This window comes from Erwinia sp. PME.40.26/001 (assembly GCF_055556675.1).
Genome location: NZ_JBVHNP010000001.1, coordinates 1,392,742 through 1,406,292, shown reverse-complemented (window position 1 = coordinate 1,406,292; position 13,551 = coordinate 1,392,742). Strand labels below are relative to the sequence as shown.

Annotated in this window: 13 protein-coding genes; 9 read left to right on the top strand and 4 right to left on the bottom strand. The window is 57.1% G+C overall.

The window, feature by feature from the left end:
* Positions 1–17 precede the first annotated feature (17 nt).
* The gene (locus tag ACZ3HG_RS06725) at positions 18–335 is read left to right on the top strand and encodes a hypothetical protein (RefSeq protein ID WP_465332405.1); all 318 of its coding nucleotides are present in this window, start codon (positions 18–20) and stop codon (positions 333–335) included.
* 55 nt (positions 336–390) lie between these two features.
* Here ACZ3HG_RS06725 and yeiP read toward each other — a convergent pair whose 3' ends face one another.
* Positions 391–963, bottom strand: a complete 573-nt coding sequence (gene yeiP, locus ACZ3HG_RS06720) for an elongation factor P-like protein YeiP (protein ID WP_062742893.1) — start codon at positions 961–963, stop codon at positions 391–393.
* A 205-nt stretch (positions 964–1,168) separates the two neighbouring features.
* Between yeiP and ACZ3HG_RS06715 the strand changes: the two genes are divergently transcribed.
* A complete protein-coding gene (locus ACZ3HG_RS06715; RefSeq protein WP_465332403.1) occupies positions 1,169–1,423 on the top strand; it encodes a YkgJ family cysteine cluster protein in 255 nt (84 codons plus the stop codon).
* A gap of 1 nt (position 1,424) precedes the next feature.
* Here ACZ3HG_RS06715 and ACZ3HG_RS06710 read toward each other — a convergent pair whose 3' ends face one another.
* Positions 1,425–2,630, bottom strand: coding sequence for a sugar efflux transporter (locus ACZ3HG_RS06710; protein ID WP_465332402.1), 1,206 nt, complete (start codon positions 2,628–2,630; stop codon positions 1,425–1,427).
* A gap of 373 nt (positions 2,631–3,003) precedes the next feature.
* On the opposite strand from ACZ3HG_RS06710, the gene fruB reads away from it, so the two are divergent.
* Genes fruB through fruA form a run of 3 tightly spaced genes read left to right on the top strand, consistent with a single transcriptional unit; the run spans position 3,004 to position 6,789 of the window.
* The gene (gene fruB / locus ACZ3HG_RS06705; protein WP_191932949.1) at positions 3,004–4,137 is read left to right on the top strand and encodes a fused PTS fructose transporter subunit IIA/HPr protein; all 1,134 of its coding nucleotides are present in this window, start codon (positions 3,004–3,006) and stop codon (positions 4,135–4,137) included.
* Positions 4,134–5,075: a 1-phosphofructokinase gene (gene fruK / locus ACZ3HG_RS06700; RefSeq protein WP_191932948.1), complete on the top strand. Its 942-nt coding sequence runs from the start codon at positions 4,134–4,136 to the stop codon at positions 5,073–5,075. Before fruB ends, fruK begins: the two co-directional genes overlap by 4 nt.
* 16 nt (positions 5,076–5,091) lie before the next feature.
* Positions 5,092–6,789 carry a PTS fructose transporter subunit IIBC gene (gene fruA / locus ACZ3HG_RS06695; protein ID WP_191932947.1) on the top strand — a complete coding sequence of 566 codons (1,698 nt, stop codon included), beginning with the start codon at positions 5,092–5,094 and terminating at the stop codon, positions 6,787–6,789.
* A 69-nt stretch (positions 6,790–6,858) separates the two neighbouring features.
* Here the strand turns inward: fruA and nfo are convergent, their stop codons facing one another.
* Positions 6,859–7,707, bottom strand: coding sequence for a deoxyribonuclease IV (gene nfo / locus ACZ3HG_RS06690; protein ID WP_191932946.1), 849 nt, complete (start codon positions 7,705–7,707; stop codon positions 6,859–6,861).
* Positions 7,708–7,772: 65 nt separating this feature from the next.
* Positions 7,773–8,834, bottom strand: coding sequence for a YeiH family putative sulfate export transporter (locus ACZ3HG_RS06685; RefSeq protein ID WP_191936618.1), 1,062 nt, complete (start codon positions 8,832–8,834; stop codon positions 7,773–7,775).
* Positions 8,835–8,993: 159 nt separating this feature from the next.
* On the opposite strand from ACZ3HG_RS06685, the gene yieE reads away from it, so the two are divergent.
* From yieE to ACZ3HG_RS06665, 4 genes are all read left to right on the top strand, one after another.
* Positions 8,994–9,860, top strand: coding sequence for a DNA-binding transcriptional regulator YeiE (gene yieE, locus ACZ3HG_RS06680; protein WP_191932944.1), 867 nt, complete (start codon positions 8,994–8,996; stop codon positions 9,858–9,860).
* A 210-nt stretch (positions 9,861–10,070) separates the two neighbouring features.
* On the top strand, positions 10,071–11,537 hold the full coding sequence (locus ACZ3HG_RS06675; RefSeq protein WP_191932943.1) for an amino acid permease: 1,467 nt from the start codon (positions 10,071–10,073) through the stop codon (positions 11,535–11,537).
* A gap of 134 nt (positions 11,538–11,671) precedes the next feature.
* A complete protein-coding gene (locus ACZ3HG_RS06670; RefSeq protein WP_191932942.1) occupies positions 11,672–12,754 on the top strand; it encodes a FecCD family ABC transporter permease in 1,083 nt (360 codons plus the stop codon).
* A complete protein-coding gene (locus ACZ3HG_RS06665; RefSeq protein WP_191932941.1) occupies positions 12,754–13,539 on the top strand; it encodes an ABC transporter ATP-binding protein in 786 nt (261 codons plus the stop codon). Before ACZ3HG_RS06670 ends, ACZ3HG_RS06665 begins: the two co-directional genes overlap by 1 nt.
* The last annotated feature ends 12 nt before the right edge of the window (positions 13,540–13,551 follow it).

Here is a 13,551-nt window from a genome sequence, read left to right as displayed (position 1 = left end):
TACCAACGAGGTGAAAAATGAACAGCATTCATGCGGCCGTTGCCGTTATGCTTTTTGCCTCATGGACGAGCAATTCATTGGCAGGGAATAGTCAGGAAACAGCAAATTCGGGCACTATTCTTTTTACGGGCAGCATTGTTGAATCCCCCTGCGAATCTGAAATCAATCAAAGATCGGTTCAGGTTTCCTGTCTGCGTAACGGGCAGACACAGGTGACAACACTGGCGCTAAACACCCGCGCTTCAAAGCCGATGCCTTATAATATCGGCCATAGCCAGCTTCATTGGCTGGATGCTGAACACCGATTGGGAATACTCACGATGGAATACCGGTAATTGTTATAATATAACATTAAGGGGCGGTCAGGTGACAGCCCCTTTTTTGACGTCTCTAGTCGGCACGGCTCATGTAACGACGTTCGGGGATGTGGATACGGATCTTATCACCGTTGCTGAGGTACTCGGGCACCTGAACAATCAGACCTGTCGCCATTTTTGCCGGTTTGGTTCGGGCACTGGCTGACGCGCCTTTGATGCCGGGGGTGGTTTCAACAATTTCCATATCTACCGTCTGCGGCAGTTCCAGCGCGAGGATCTGGCCGTCCATCGTCAGAACCTGAATGCCAGGAATACCGCCTTCCGGCAGGAACAGCAGCTCATCTTCAATCTGCTCCTGCTTAAAGTTATAAGGCGTATAGTCTTCGTCATCCATAAAGACGTATTCATCCCCGTCAATGTAGGAGAAGGTGACCTGACGGCGGCTGAGAGAAATGGTGTCGATGATGTCATCGCCCTTAAAGCGCTCTTCCACTTTCATTCCGCTGCGGATATCAGTGAAACGCATCTTATACAGCGTGGATGCGCCACGTGCGCTTGGACTTTGCACATCAATATCTTTCACTAACAGCAGCTTGCCGTTAAAACTCACGGCCATGCCTTTTTTGATTTCGTTAGCTCTTGGCATAAAACAGGTCTCGTATGGAAAAGGATGAGGAAATTTATCGCGACACGTTACTCGCGCCGCTGTCACCAGGCAAGATGGCCCGGAGAAAATATGTGCCTGGCGGAACGCGCAGCAGCGTATTGGCCGCAAGGGTTCCGTCACAAAACAAGCATAGTATTCGCCCCGGCGGACTGCTATTGTCGCGCTTTCCTTCCGGAGGTCAGTCATGGAGTGTCGTGCCGCCTGTGGTGCCTGCTGTACGGCCCCTTCAATTTCATCGCCGATCCCGGGTCATCCGAATGGTAAACCAGCCAACACGCCCTGTGTGCAGCTCGACGAGCTGATGCGCTGCAAAATCTTCGGTTCACCGCTGCGTCCACCCGTCTGTGCAAGCTTGCAACCCGAGGCCGCCATGTGCGGGCACAACCGCGCGCAGTCGATGATTTATTTGCTGGATCTGGAGGCGCAGACCGCGCCCTGATTCAGGCGGCAGTGGCGTTTTCCTCCGCGTCCGGCTCCGGCACCCGTAACAGGCAGAGCAGGGAGGCCGCCATCATCACCACGGCAAACCAGAAAACGGCATGGAAACTCCAGACTTCTGCCACCATCCCCGCCAGCGACCCGCCAACAATCCAGCCCATACGGGTTGAGTTGGTGAACAGCGTCGTGGCCGCACCGGCCTGGCCTGGCATCATGTCCTGGAAGTAGATCATGCCGATGGCCGCCACCACACCAATAAACATCGCGTTCAACCCCTGAAGCAGCAGCATCGACGTTTCTCCGTTGAACAGCAGCGTGCCACTGTAAAACAGGAGTCCGCAGAAAGCCGCGCCGCACATCAATCGCCGCTTACCGCAGCGCCGGGCAAAATAACCGGCCAGCAGCATAACCGGGATCTCCAGTCCGGCGGCCAGCCCCATCATCAGCCCCGCCAGTTTCTCCGGCAGGTGCAGTTCATTCACCACATACAGCGGCATCGTGATCAGATACAGACCGTTGCTCGACCACATCAGGGTGCAGGCAATAAACAGCATCAGGGTGGCGCGGCGGTGGCGGCGCGGCGCCTGTAGAGGCTGGCTCAGGATCACCGTGGTTTTACGCATCGAAGGCAGCAGATAACGCACGATAACGGCACAGAGCACAAAGGCGATAGCGGCGCAAAGGTACATGGTGCGAAAACCGTAGCCCAGGGCGAGGGCAAAGGCCAGCGGTGGGCCAACCATCCACGCCAGTGAGATCTGCGCGCGCATCACCGAGCTGAACATCACATTCTCCCGTCCGATCTTATCGGAGTGCTCACGCGCCAGTGCAAACATCTGCGACGTGGCGCTGCTGCCAAAGCTGGAGAGCAAAACGCCGACGAACAGCAGGATAAAATAGTTACGGTTCCAGGCAAAAAGCAGGGAGGCCATGGCACCCAGCAGACAGCAGTAGAGGATCAGCGTTTTGCGGTCACCCCGGCGGTCGGAATAGCGGGCCAGCAGCTGGCTGACGACGATGCCAATCACCGCGCTGAGCGTGAAGAACAGGCCGACCATAAACGGGCGCACCTGCACTTCCGTGCTGAGGAACAGGCTGAGTGTCGGGGTTTGCAACGCCCCCGCCAGTCCGGAAATAAACGCCACAACAAGAAAGGCCACCGACTGGCTGTCGGGCAGGGAACGGGCGGGCGCAGCAGGAAGAGACATGTTTTGATTGGCCTGAAGAGGAAAAAACGGCGAGATTTTACGCCGTAATGCGAAAAGCGGGAATGGTTTTTCAATAGAAGGCTCGCCAATGCCCTGATTGCGCACTTTTTGCACCCTTTATGCGCTATTGTGCCTGTCAGCACCCCTTCAGCTTTTCTCCCTTCTGCCGCGCTTTTTTCTGAAAAGAAAGGATGAAATGTGCGGGACATCAAAAATCTGCTACGTCGTTCACAGTAAAACTTGCAACAAATCCCGTAAAGGCACCACACTCATTGAAACGTTTCAGCGTTGTCTCGTCAGCTTGTTAGTCCCGGGATAGCGCTTTTTTTCTCAAATTAGCTGAAACGATTCAAATTCAGCAGCGAGGAGAACCATGTTCCAGTTAGAACTCAACGCCATTAAGCCTGGAGCCCAGGCAGGCGACAAACACGATGCCATTCGTCAGGTGGCCGCCGCACTGACCGCCGCCGGTAACGTTGGCGAAGGGTATGTCGACGGAATGCTCGCGCGTGAGCAGCAGACCTCCACCTACCTCGGTAATGGCATTGCCATTCCTCACGGCACCACCGACACCCGCGATCTGGTGTTAAAAACCGGCGTTCAGGTCTTCCAGTTCCCACAGGGCATCGCCTGGGGTGAAGACCAGACGGCATATGTGGTGATCGGGATTGCCGCAAAGTCAGACGAACATCTGGCGCTGCTGCGTCAGCTGACGCACGTGTTGAGCGATGACAGCGTGGCCGAACAGCTGCGTACCACCGACTCGGCTGAAACCCTGCGCAGCATCCTGATGGGAGAAAAGCTGGCCGCAGAATTCAAATTTGACACCTCGCTGATCAGTACCGATGTCGCCGCCAGCGACCTGATGACCCTTCAGGCACTGAATGCCGGACGTCTGCAGCAGGCGGGAGCGGTAGACGCCTCTTTCGTCAGCGACGTGATTGCCGGCAAACCGCTGAACCTGGGGCAGGGTATCTGGCTCAGTGACAGCACGAACGGCAATCTTGCCAGCGCGGTGGCCATCAGCCGTGCGGCGGCACCCTTCAGCGTTAACGGTGAAACAGCGTCCATGCTGATCACCGTGTCCGTTACCGACGATCAGCCGCTGAACGTGCTGAACTACTTAAGCGATCTGTTGATTAAGCAGAAGGCTGACCGCCTGCTGAGTGCGGATGCCGCCGGTATCCTGGCGCTACTGACCAGTGAAGTTTCCGAGCAGGCTGATGTGCTGACCGAAGAGTTCACTATCCGTAACGAACACGGTTTGCATGCCCGTCCGGGTACGGCGCTGGTCAGCGTAATCAAACAGTTTAATTGTGATGTGACCGTCACCAACCTTGATGGCAGCGGGAAACCGGCTAACGGCCGCAGCCTGATGAAAGTGGTCGCCCTGGGCGTGAAAAAAGGCCATCGCCTGCGTTTCACCGCCAGCGGTGAAGATGCCCGTGCGGCACTGGATGCTGTCGGTGAAGCGATCGCTGCCGGTCTGGGCGAGGGTGCGGCATGAGCAGACGTGTTGCCACCATCACCCTGAACCCGGCTTACGACCTGGTGGGGTATACCCCGGAAATCGAACACGGCGAAGTTAACCTGGTGAAAACCACCGGGCTGCACGCGGCAGGTAAGGGCATCAACGTTGCTAAGGTACTGAAAGACCTGGGCATTGATGTGACTGTTGGCGGCTTCCTCGGCAAAGAGAACCAGGACGGCTTCCAGCACCTGTTCAGCGAGCTGGGCATTGCGAACCGCTTCCAGGTAGTGGAAGGCCGTACCCGTATCAACGTCAAACTCACCGAGAAAGACGGCGAGGTGACTGACCTGAACTTCTCTGGTTTTGACGTGACTGCACAGGACTGGGACCGCTTTACCGCTGACTCGCTAACCTGGCTGGGCCAGTTCGATATGGTCTGCGTCAGCGGCAGTCTGCCGGCCGGCGTGGACCCGGACGCGTTCACCGAGTGGATGACGCAGCTGCGCACCCACTGCCCGTGCATTATCTTCGACAGCAGCCGTGAGGCGCTGGTCGCGGGCCTGAAAGCCGCGCCGTGGCTGGTTAAACCTAACCGCCGTGAGCTGGAAATCTGGGCGGGCCGCAAATTACCGACATTACAAGATGTGATTGAAGCAGCACATGCGCTGCGTGAGCAGGGTATCGCTCATGTGGTGATCTCTCTGGGTGCCGAAGGGGCGCTGTGGGTGAATGCTTCAGGCGAATGGATTGCAAAACCACCTGCCTGTGAAGTTGTAAGCACCGTGGGTGCTGGCGATTCGATGGTCGGCGGGCTGATTTACGGCCTGCTGATGCGTGAATCCAGCGAGCACACGCTGCGCCTTGCAACTGCTGTTGCGGCCATGGCCGTCAGCCAGAGCAATGTGGGTGTTACCGATCGTACCCAGTTGGCCGCAATGATGGCGCGTGTCGACCTACAACCTTTCATTAACTAACAGCAGGAGACGCATAATGAAAACGCTGCTGATAATCGATTCCTCTCTTGGGCTGGCAACGGGCTACCTGGCTAAAAATATAACCACTGCGGCTGCGGCAAGCGCAGGACTGACGCTGACCGATAATCCGGCAGAAGCAGATCAGGTTATTGTCGCGGGCAAGAACATTCCGGCTGACAGCAACCTGAACGGCAAAGCCATCTACCTGGCAGATATTGAGCAATTACTGCGTCAACCGGCAGAAGTGCTGGCAAAAGCGCAAACGGATGCCCGCCCTTATCAGGCACCGGCAGCCACCGCCCAGCCAGCAGTGGCTGCGCCGGCGGCCGCAACCGGACCTAAACGCGTCGTGGCCATTACCGCCTGTCCAACCGGCGTGGCACATACCTTTATGGCCGCTGAGGCCATCGATACTGAAGCGAAAAAACGCGGCTGGTGGGTGAAGGTGGAAACCCGGGGCTCAGTAGGTGCGGGCAATGCCATCACCCCTGAAGAAGTTGCGGCGGCCGATCTGGTGATTGTGGCCGCAGACATTGAAGTTGATCTGGCAAAATTTGCCGGCAAGCCAATGTACCGTACCTCAACCGGCCTGGCGCTGAAGAAAACGGCTCAGGAACTGGATAAAGCCGTGGCAGAAGCCCGGGTTTACCAGCCTCAGGGCGGTCAGTCCTCTGCCCCGGATGAGAAAAAAGAGAAAGCAGGCGCATACCGTCACCTGCTAACCGGCGTGTCTTACATGCTGCCGATGGTGGTCGCTGGTGGTCTGAGTATCGCACTTTCCTTCGCCTTTGGTATTACGGCGTTTAAAGAGCAGGGTACGCTCGCCGCTGCGCTGATGCAGATTGGTGGCAGCAGTGCCTTTGCACTAATGGTACCGGTGCTGGCAGGCTTTATTGCCTTCTCCATTGCCGACCGTCCGGGTCTGACCCCGGGTCTGATTGGCGGCATGCTGGCGACCAGCATTAATGCCGGTTTCCTTGGCGGTATCATCGCTGGTTTCATTGCCGGTTATGCGGCGAAGTTCCTCAGCTCGAAGGTCAAACTGCCGACCAGTATGGAAGCGCTGAAGCCGATTCTGATCATTCCCCTGGTAGCGAGCCTGATTACCGGTCTGCTGATGATTTACGTGGTCGGTAAGCCGGTCGCGGGTATCATGTCGGGTCTGACCGCGTGGCTGGCGAACATGGGTACGGCTAACGCCGTGGTGCTGGGCGCTATCCTCGGCGGCATGATGTGTACCGACATGGGGGGCCCGGTAAACAAAGTGGCCTATGCGTTCGGTGTGGGGCTGCTCAGTTCGCAAACCTACGCACCGATGGCAGCGATTATGGCGGCCGGTATGGTGCCACCGCTGGCGATGGGTCTGGCAACGCTGGTTGCCCGCCGGAAATTTAACAAAGGTCAGCAGGAAGGCGGCAAAGCGGCGCTGGTACTGGGCCTGTGCTTTATCTCCGAAGGGGCTATCCCGTTTGCGGCCCGTGACCCGATGCGCGTATTACCTTGCTGCATTATCGGCGGCGCGGTGACCGGTGCGATGTCGATGGCGATTGGTGCCAAACTGATGGCCCCTCACGGCGGTCTGTTTGTCCTGCTGATCCCTGGCGCAATCACCCCAGTCGTGGGTTACCTGGCGGCGATTATTATCGGTACGCTGGTGGCCGGTCTGTCTTACGCGGTGTTGAAACGCCCGGAAGCGGAAGCGCTTAAGGTCTAATCCTGGAAACGGGATGACAAAAAAGGGGCTGACCTTCTTCTCTGGTCAGCCCCTTTTTCATTTCTTCGTTCAGGCAGAGTGTTGCTCTGACTTCAGCCAGGCAATCTCATCTTTCCAGATATCCGGATTGACCGTCTCCAGAATCATCGGGATACCGTCAAAACGCGCATCCTTCATCAGCCAGCTGAACACCGTTTTACCGATATTGCCTTCACCCAGGCTATGGTGGCGATCGACCCGGCTGTTAAATTCGCTTTTCGCATCGTTCAGGTGCATGCCGCGCAGATACTGAAAGCCGACAATGCGTTCAAATTCCGCAAAGGTCTGCACACACTCTTCTTCACTACGCAGATCGTAACCACCGGCAAAGGCGTGGCAGGTGTCAATGCAGACGCCAACGCGGGATTTATCTTCCACGCCGTCGATAATGGCGGCCAGATGCTCAAAGCGGAACCCGAGGTTACTGCCCTGGCCAGCGGTATTTTCAATCACTGCCGTCACGCCCTCGGTTTTGTCCAGCACGATATTGATCGACTCAGCGATGCGCTTGAGACACGCTTCTTCACTGATCTGGTGCAGATGGCTGCCGGGGTGGAAGTTAAGCAATGTCAGCCCCAGCTGCATGCAGCGCGTCACCTCATCATGAAAGGCCTCACGCGACTTCTCCAGCGCTTCCGAAACCGGATGGCCAAGGTTAATCAGATAGCTGTCGTGAGGCAGGATCTGTTCTGGCTTGAAGTGATGCTTTTCACAGGCGGTACGAAAGGCCGAAATCACTTCATCAGTCAGCGGGGCCGCGCGCCACTGGCGCTGGTTTTTGGTAAAAAGCGCGAAGGCCGTGGCTTCCAGCTCCACAGCGCGTAGTACCGCCTGATCCACACCGCCAGCCGCGCTGACGTGGGCACCGATATATTTCATGCCGTTCTCCTGTTGATGATCTGCTCAATGGCAGGCGGGTCATCATAACCGGAAAAGCGCGGAAATTATGCCATCAAATGCGCAACCAGCAGGTTGATCGCACCGCCCCCGACGATCAGCCAGACAAACAGGATCAGCCCCAGCAGGATCGGACGCAGGCCGGCGTGCTTCAACTGTCCGATCTGCGTGGTTACACCGAGTGCCGCCATTGCCATTGCCAGCAGGAAGTTGTCCAGTTGGTTAATGGCGCTGACGGTCGCTGCCGGCAGCAGGTGCAGAGAGTTAAACAGCGCCACGAGAATAAACAGCAGGGCAAACCACGGGAACGAGAGGGCGCTTTTTTTCGCGCCTTCTGTCACCGGCTGAGTACGTTTCATCCACCAGCCGAGGGTGACCAGAAACGGAGCCAGCATCATTACGCGCAGCATTTTAGCAATGACCGCTGCGTTTTCAGTTTCCGGGCTGATGGCATGCCCTGCGGCCACCACCTGGGCAACTTCATGCATGGTTGACCCTGCGTAGACGCCATAGTTTTCCGCCGTTACCCAAGGAAACAGCTGCACAACCAGCGGATAGAGAAGCGGATAAAGGAAAATCGCCACGGTACCGAAGATCACCACGGTGGCAATCGCCACGGCAACCTTTGACGCCTCGGCTTTCAGTACCGGTTCGGTAGCCAGCACGGCGGCGGCACCACAAATGCTGCTGCCCGCGCCAATCAGCCAGGCCGTATCGCGGTCAAGTCCGAGCACGCTGCGCCCCAGCCAGCAGGCCAGCATAAAGGTTGAGCTCAGTGTCAGAACGTCGATGATAATGCCGCTTGCGCCGACGTCCGCAATCTGCTGAAAAGTTAAGCGGAAACCATAAAGAATGATGCCCAGTCTGAGCAGCTTCTGTTTAGCAAAGATAATCCCGCCATCGCAATACTGAGAAATGTGTGGATACAGCGTATTGCCCGTGACGATCCCCGCCACGATAGCCAGGGTCAGTGCGCCCAACCCCAGCGAGGCAATTTCAGGGATGCTGGCGGCCCAGATAGCCAGGGCAGAAATCCCTGCGGCCAGCGCCACACCTGGAATAAAATTCCCGATCGGATGGTGTTGTTTATTGAGCACGATATCAGCCATATCTCTTCCTCCATTAATGACAGGAACAGAATGAAAGATGTTTGCTTAAAAGTGAAATTGATTATATTTTTATAATTAACAACTATAAGTGTTAAGGGAATGGCCGCTGCGTAGCATCATGACGGGCCACATGAAGAATGATTTGTCAGGGGAAGGACCATGCATATAACGTTGCGACAGCTGGAAGTGTTTACCGAGGTACTGAAGAGCGGTTCAACCACTCAGGCGTCTCAGGTACTGTCGTTATCGCAGTCCGCGGTCAGCGCGGCGCTGGCCGATCTGGAAGGTCAGCTTGGCGTACAGCTATTTGACCGGGTAGGTAAGCGTCTGGTGATCAACGAGCACGGGCGACTGCTGTATCCGCGTGCCGTCGGTCTGCTTGAGCAGGCGCTGGAAATTGAACAACTGTTCCGCGAGGACAACGGCGCGCTGCGTATCTCAGCCAGCAGCACCATCGGCAACTACCTGCTACCGGGGATGATCGCCCGCTATCGCCGCGATTACCCGCTGTTGCCGCTGGAGCTGAGTGTGGGCAACAGCCAGGACGTCATCACTGCCGTAGCCGACTTTCGCGTCGATATTGGTCTGATCGAAGGCCCCTGTCACATGGCCGATCTGGTGACTGAACCCTGGCTGGAAGATGAACTGGTGGTCTTCGCCGCCCCGGGGGCAGAGATCCTCAGAAAACCGGTGTCGTTACAGAGCCTGGCGGCTGCGCCCTGGATCCTGCGTGAGCATGGTTCAGGCACCCGTGAAATTGTCGATTATCTGCTGCTCTCCCACCTGCCGCAGTTTGATCTGGCGCTGGAACTGGGGAATTCAGAGGCGATCAAAAACGCAGTGCGGCACGGCATGGGGATCAGCTGCCTGTCCCGCCGTGTGATTGCCGAGCAGCTGGAAATGGGCACGCTGGTCGAAGTGGCGATCCCACTCCCTTCGCTGAAGCGAACGCTGTACCGGATCCATCACCGTCAGAAGCACCTTTCTAAAGCATTGAGTCGCTTCCTCAGTTACTGCACGGAATAAAACAGCAGGATCGTCACACACCGTCAATCTGTCTCAGGCAGGGGGCGATCTTTTTTTCGCTCCCCGTCCCCCGTCCCCCGGTCTCACCACGCCGCGCTAATAATTCGCCGCCGATTATGAAGCTAACTTATAACGTGGTGTTATCGCTATACGACCCCGGGCAGGTTGCTATAATCGCGCCTTATTTTTTGCAAGGCGCAGCGTTTAAACATGGATCATGACACAAAAACAACACAACCCCCTGGGTTAAGACGGGCTCTGAAAGCGCGTCACTTAACGATGATCGCCATAGGCGGATCGATTGGTACCGGCTTATTTGTCGCTTCTGGTGCCACCATTTCACAGGCCGGGCCCGGCGGAGCACTGCTCTCCTATATGCTGATCGGCCTGATGGTGTACTTCCTGATGACCAGCCTCGGTGAACTGGCGGCTTTTATGCCTGTTTCAGGCTCCTTTTCTACCTACGGCGCAAAATACGTCGAAGAAGGCTTTGGTTTCGCCCTGGGCTGGAACTACTGGTACAACTGGGCGGTCACTATCGCCGTTGACCTGGTGGCGTCCCAGTTGGTGATGACCTGGTGGTTCCCGGATACTCCAGGCTGGATCTGGAGCGCGCTGTTCCTCTGCCTGATCTTCCTGCTCAACTACATCTCGGTAAAAGGCTTTGGTGAGGCAGAATACTGGTTCTCCCTGATCAAAGTCGCGACCGTGATCATCTTTATTATCGTCGGCGTCGCGATGATCGCCGGCATTATGCGCGGTGCAGAAAGTGCGGGCTGGCATAACTGGGAAATCGGCGATGCGCCGTTCTCCGGAGGCTTTGCGGCAATGATTGGCGTGGCGATGATCGTCGGCTTCTCGTTTCAGGGCACCGAGCTGATTGGCATTGCAGCCGGTGAATCCGAAGATCCGGCGAAAAATATTCCGCGTGCGGTGCGTCAGGTATTCTGGCGTATCCTGCTGTTCTATGTGTTTGCCATCCTGGTGATCAGCCTGATCATCCCGTATACCGACCCCAGCCTGCTGCGCAACGATGTCAAAGACATCAGCGTCAGCCCGTTCACGCTGGTATTCCAGCATGCCGGTCTGCTGTCGGCGGCGGCAGTGATGAATGCCGTGATCCTGACGGCAGTGCTGTCAGCGGGGAACTCCGGTATGTATGCCTCAACCCGTATGCTTTATACCCTGGCATCGGAAGGTAAAGCGCCGCGCATCTTTGCCAGACTGTCGAAGGGCGGAGTGCCGCGTAACGCGTTGTATGCCACCACGGTGGTGGCCGGGCTGTGCTTCCTGACCTCGATGTTCGGCAATCAGACGGTTTATTTGTGGCTACTGAATACCTCCGGGATGACCGGCTTTATCGCCTGGCTGGGCATTGCCATCAGCCATTATCGCTTCCGTAAAGGCTATATGGCACAGGGACGCGACCTGGCAGATCTGCCGTACCGTTCAGGTTTCTTCCCGCTGGGGCCGATTTTTGCCTTCGTGCTCTGCCTGATCATCACTCTGGGCCAGAACTATCAGGCATTCCTGTCGGATACCATTGACTGGGGTGGTGTGGCGGCGACCTACATTGGCATTCCGCTGTTCCTGATTATCTGGTTTGGCTTTAAACTGACGCGCAAAACGCGCTTTGTGAAGTACAGCGAGATGGAGTTCCCGACGTTCGATAAGTAACGGGCGGCAGGGTAAAGAGAGGCGCGTATCCCGCGCCTTTTTTTACGTTACGAAAAAGACTCAAAATATTACTGATAAGTATTATCATTTGCTTTATTTTAAGCGGCATTACAGACACTGAACAGGTATTGAGTATGAGCTTAACCCAGGAACCCGTGCAGCACGCGGGCAAGGTACCGCCTGAGGGCGTCATGGGCCGTTATCACCAGCTACTGCGCCATCGTCTGTTGATCATGGCGGTACTGGTGGTGGCGATCCTGGCCTCACTGGTGCTGGACTTCACCCTCGGCCCGTCAGGGCTGTCATTGCCGGTGCTGTGGCAAACCCTGCTGTCGCCGGAATCGGTGGATGCCGGCACGCGGGTCATCGTCTGGGACATCCGGCTACCCTATGCGCTGATGGCGGTGATCGTCGGCCTGGGGCTGGGGCTGGCCGGTGCAGAGATGCAGACCATCCTCAATAACCCCCTCGCCAGTCCGTTTACGCTGGGTGTTTCCTCTGCGGCCGCCTTTGGCGCGGCGCTGGCGATCGTGCTGGGCATTGGTATCCCCGGCATCCCCGATCAGTGGTTTATTTCAGCCAACGCCTTTGTGTTTGCGCTGATTGCCGCCCTGATGCTGGATGCGGTCACGCGCTGGACGCAGGTGTCCACCTCCGGGGTGGTGCTGTTTGGTATCGCGCTGGTCTTCACCTTCAATGCGCTGGTTTCCATGATGCAGTTTATTGCCAGTGAAGACACCCTGCAGGGCCTGGTGTTCTGGACGATGGGCAGCCTGGCGCGCGCCTCGTGGGAAAAACTCGGCGTGCTGTGCGTTGCCCTGCTGATTCTGGTGCCGTTCTCCATGTTAAGCGCGTGGAAGCTTACCGCGCTGCGCCTGGGCGAAGATCGTGCGGTCAGCTTCGGGATTGACGTGCGGCGTCTGCGTCTGATGACCCTGCTGCGCATCAGCGTGATCTCTGCGCTGGCGGTAGCATTTGTCGGCCCGATAGGCTTTATCGGCCTGGTTGCACCGCATATTGCGCGAATGATATTTGGCGAAGATCACCGCTTCTACCTGCCGGCCAGCGCACTGACCGGGGCGCTGGTGCTGTCGATGGCGTCGGTGGTGTCGAAGAACCTGATCCCGGGCGTGATCATTCCCGTCGGCATTGTCACCTCGCTGGTGGGTGTGCCGTTCTTCCTGAGTATTATTCTGCGCCATCGGGGGAGTGTCTGATGCAGGGACTGAAAATAAGCGGCTTTCATGCCGGGTATCCAAAACGTCAGGTCATCGATAATCTTAACGTACCGCTGCTGCCACAGGGAAAAATCACCGTTCTGCTGGGCCCTAACGGCTGCGGGAAATCAACGCTGCTGCGTTCGATGGCCGGGCTTAACCGTGCCAGCGGCGAGCTGTGGCTGAACGGAGAAGACCTGATGGCGCTGCCGTTTGCCCGCCGCGCGGCGCGCGTGGTGTATCTGCCACAGTCGCTGCCCGCGGGCGTACACCTGCACGTGCTGGAGTCGATTATCGTGGCACAGCGGGCCAGCGGCGGGCGCAGCAATGCCAGCAGCGAAGCTGAAGTGATGGCCCTTCTGGAGCAGCTGGGTATTGCGCATCTTGCCCTGAGCTACCTTGATCAGCTCTCCGGCGGGCAGAAGCAACTGGTCGGTCTGGCACAGTCGCTGATCCGCCGCCCGGAGCTGTTACTGCTGGATGAACCGTTAAGCGCCCTGGATCTGAATTACCAGTTCCACGTGATGGATTTAGTGCGCCGCGAGACCCGCCTGCGCAATATCGTGACGGTGGTGGTGGTGCATGATATCAACATCGCGCTGCGCCACAGTGAACATGTCCTGATGCTGCAAAACGGTGAGCTGATAGCTGACGGATTACCGGAAGAGGTGATTACGCCGGACAGTCTGGCGCGGGTATACGGGGTGAAAGGGCGGATTGAGCGCTGTTCGCAGGGCGTGCCGCAGGTACTGATTGACGGCCTGGTGGAAGCGCCAGCGTTCTGATGCAGGGGCGAC

What these genes read in the sequence shown, in the direction of transcription:
- nfo (WP_191932946.1), bottom strand. Translation starts at nt 7,707, where the DNA reads ATGAAATATATCGGTGCCCACGTCAGCGCGGCTGGCGGTGTGGATCAG.
- ACZ3HG_RS06725 (WP_465332405.1), top strand. Translation starts at nt 18, where the DNA reads ATGAACAGCATTCATGCGGCCGTTGCCGTTATGCTTTTTGCCTCATGG.
- fruB (WP_191932949.1), top strand. Translation starts at nt 3,004, where the DNA reads ATGTTCCAGTTAGAACTCAACGCCATTAAGCCTGGAGCCCAGGCAGGC.
- ACZ3HG_RS06670 (WP_191932942.1), top strand. Translation starts at nt 11,672, where the DNA reads ATGAGCTTAACCCAGGAACCCGTGCAGCACGCGGGCAAGGTACCGCCT.
- fruK (WP_191932948.1), top strand. Translation starts at nt 4,134, where the DNA reads ATGAGCAGACGTGTTGCCACCATCACCCTGAACCCGGCTTACGACCTG.
- yeiP (WP_062742893.1), bottom strand. Translation starts at nt 963, where the DNA reads ATGCCAAGAGCTAACGAAATCAAAAAAGGCATGGCCGTGAGTTTTAAC.
- ACZ3HG_RS06665 (WP_191932941.1), top strand. Translation starts at nt 12,754, where the DNA reads ATGCAGGGACTGAAAATAAGCGGCTTTCATGCCGGGTATCCAAAACGT.
- ACZ3HG_RS06710 (WP_465332402.1), bottom strand. Translation starts at nt 2,630, where the DNA reads ATGTCTCTTCCTGCTGCGCCCGCCCGTTCCCTGCCCGACAGCCAGTCG.
- ACZ3HG_RS06675 (WP_191932943.1), top strand. Translation starts at nt 10,071, where the DNA reads ATGGATCATGACACAAAAACAACACAACCCCCTGGGTTAAGACGGGCT.
- yieE (WP_191932944.1), top strand. Translation starts at nt 8,994, where the DNA reads ATGCATATAACGTTGCGACAGCTGGAAGTGTTTACCGAGGTACTGAAG.
- ACZ3HG_RS06715 (WP_465332403.1), top strand. Translation starts at nt 1,169, where the DNA reads ATGGAGTGTCGTGCCGCCTGTGGTGCCTGCTGTACGGCCCCTTCAATT.
- ACZ3HG_RS06685 (WP_191936618.1), bottom strand. Translation starts at nt 8,834, where the DNA reads ATGGCTGATATCGTGCTCAATAAACAACACCATCCGATCGGGAATTTT.
- fruA (WP_191932947.1), top strand. Translation starts at nt 5,092, where the DNA reads ATGAAAACGCTGCTGATAATCGATTCCTCTCTTGGGCTGGCAACGGGC.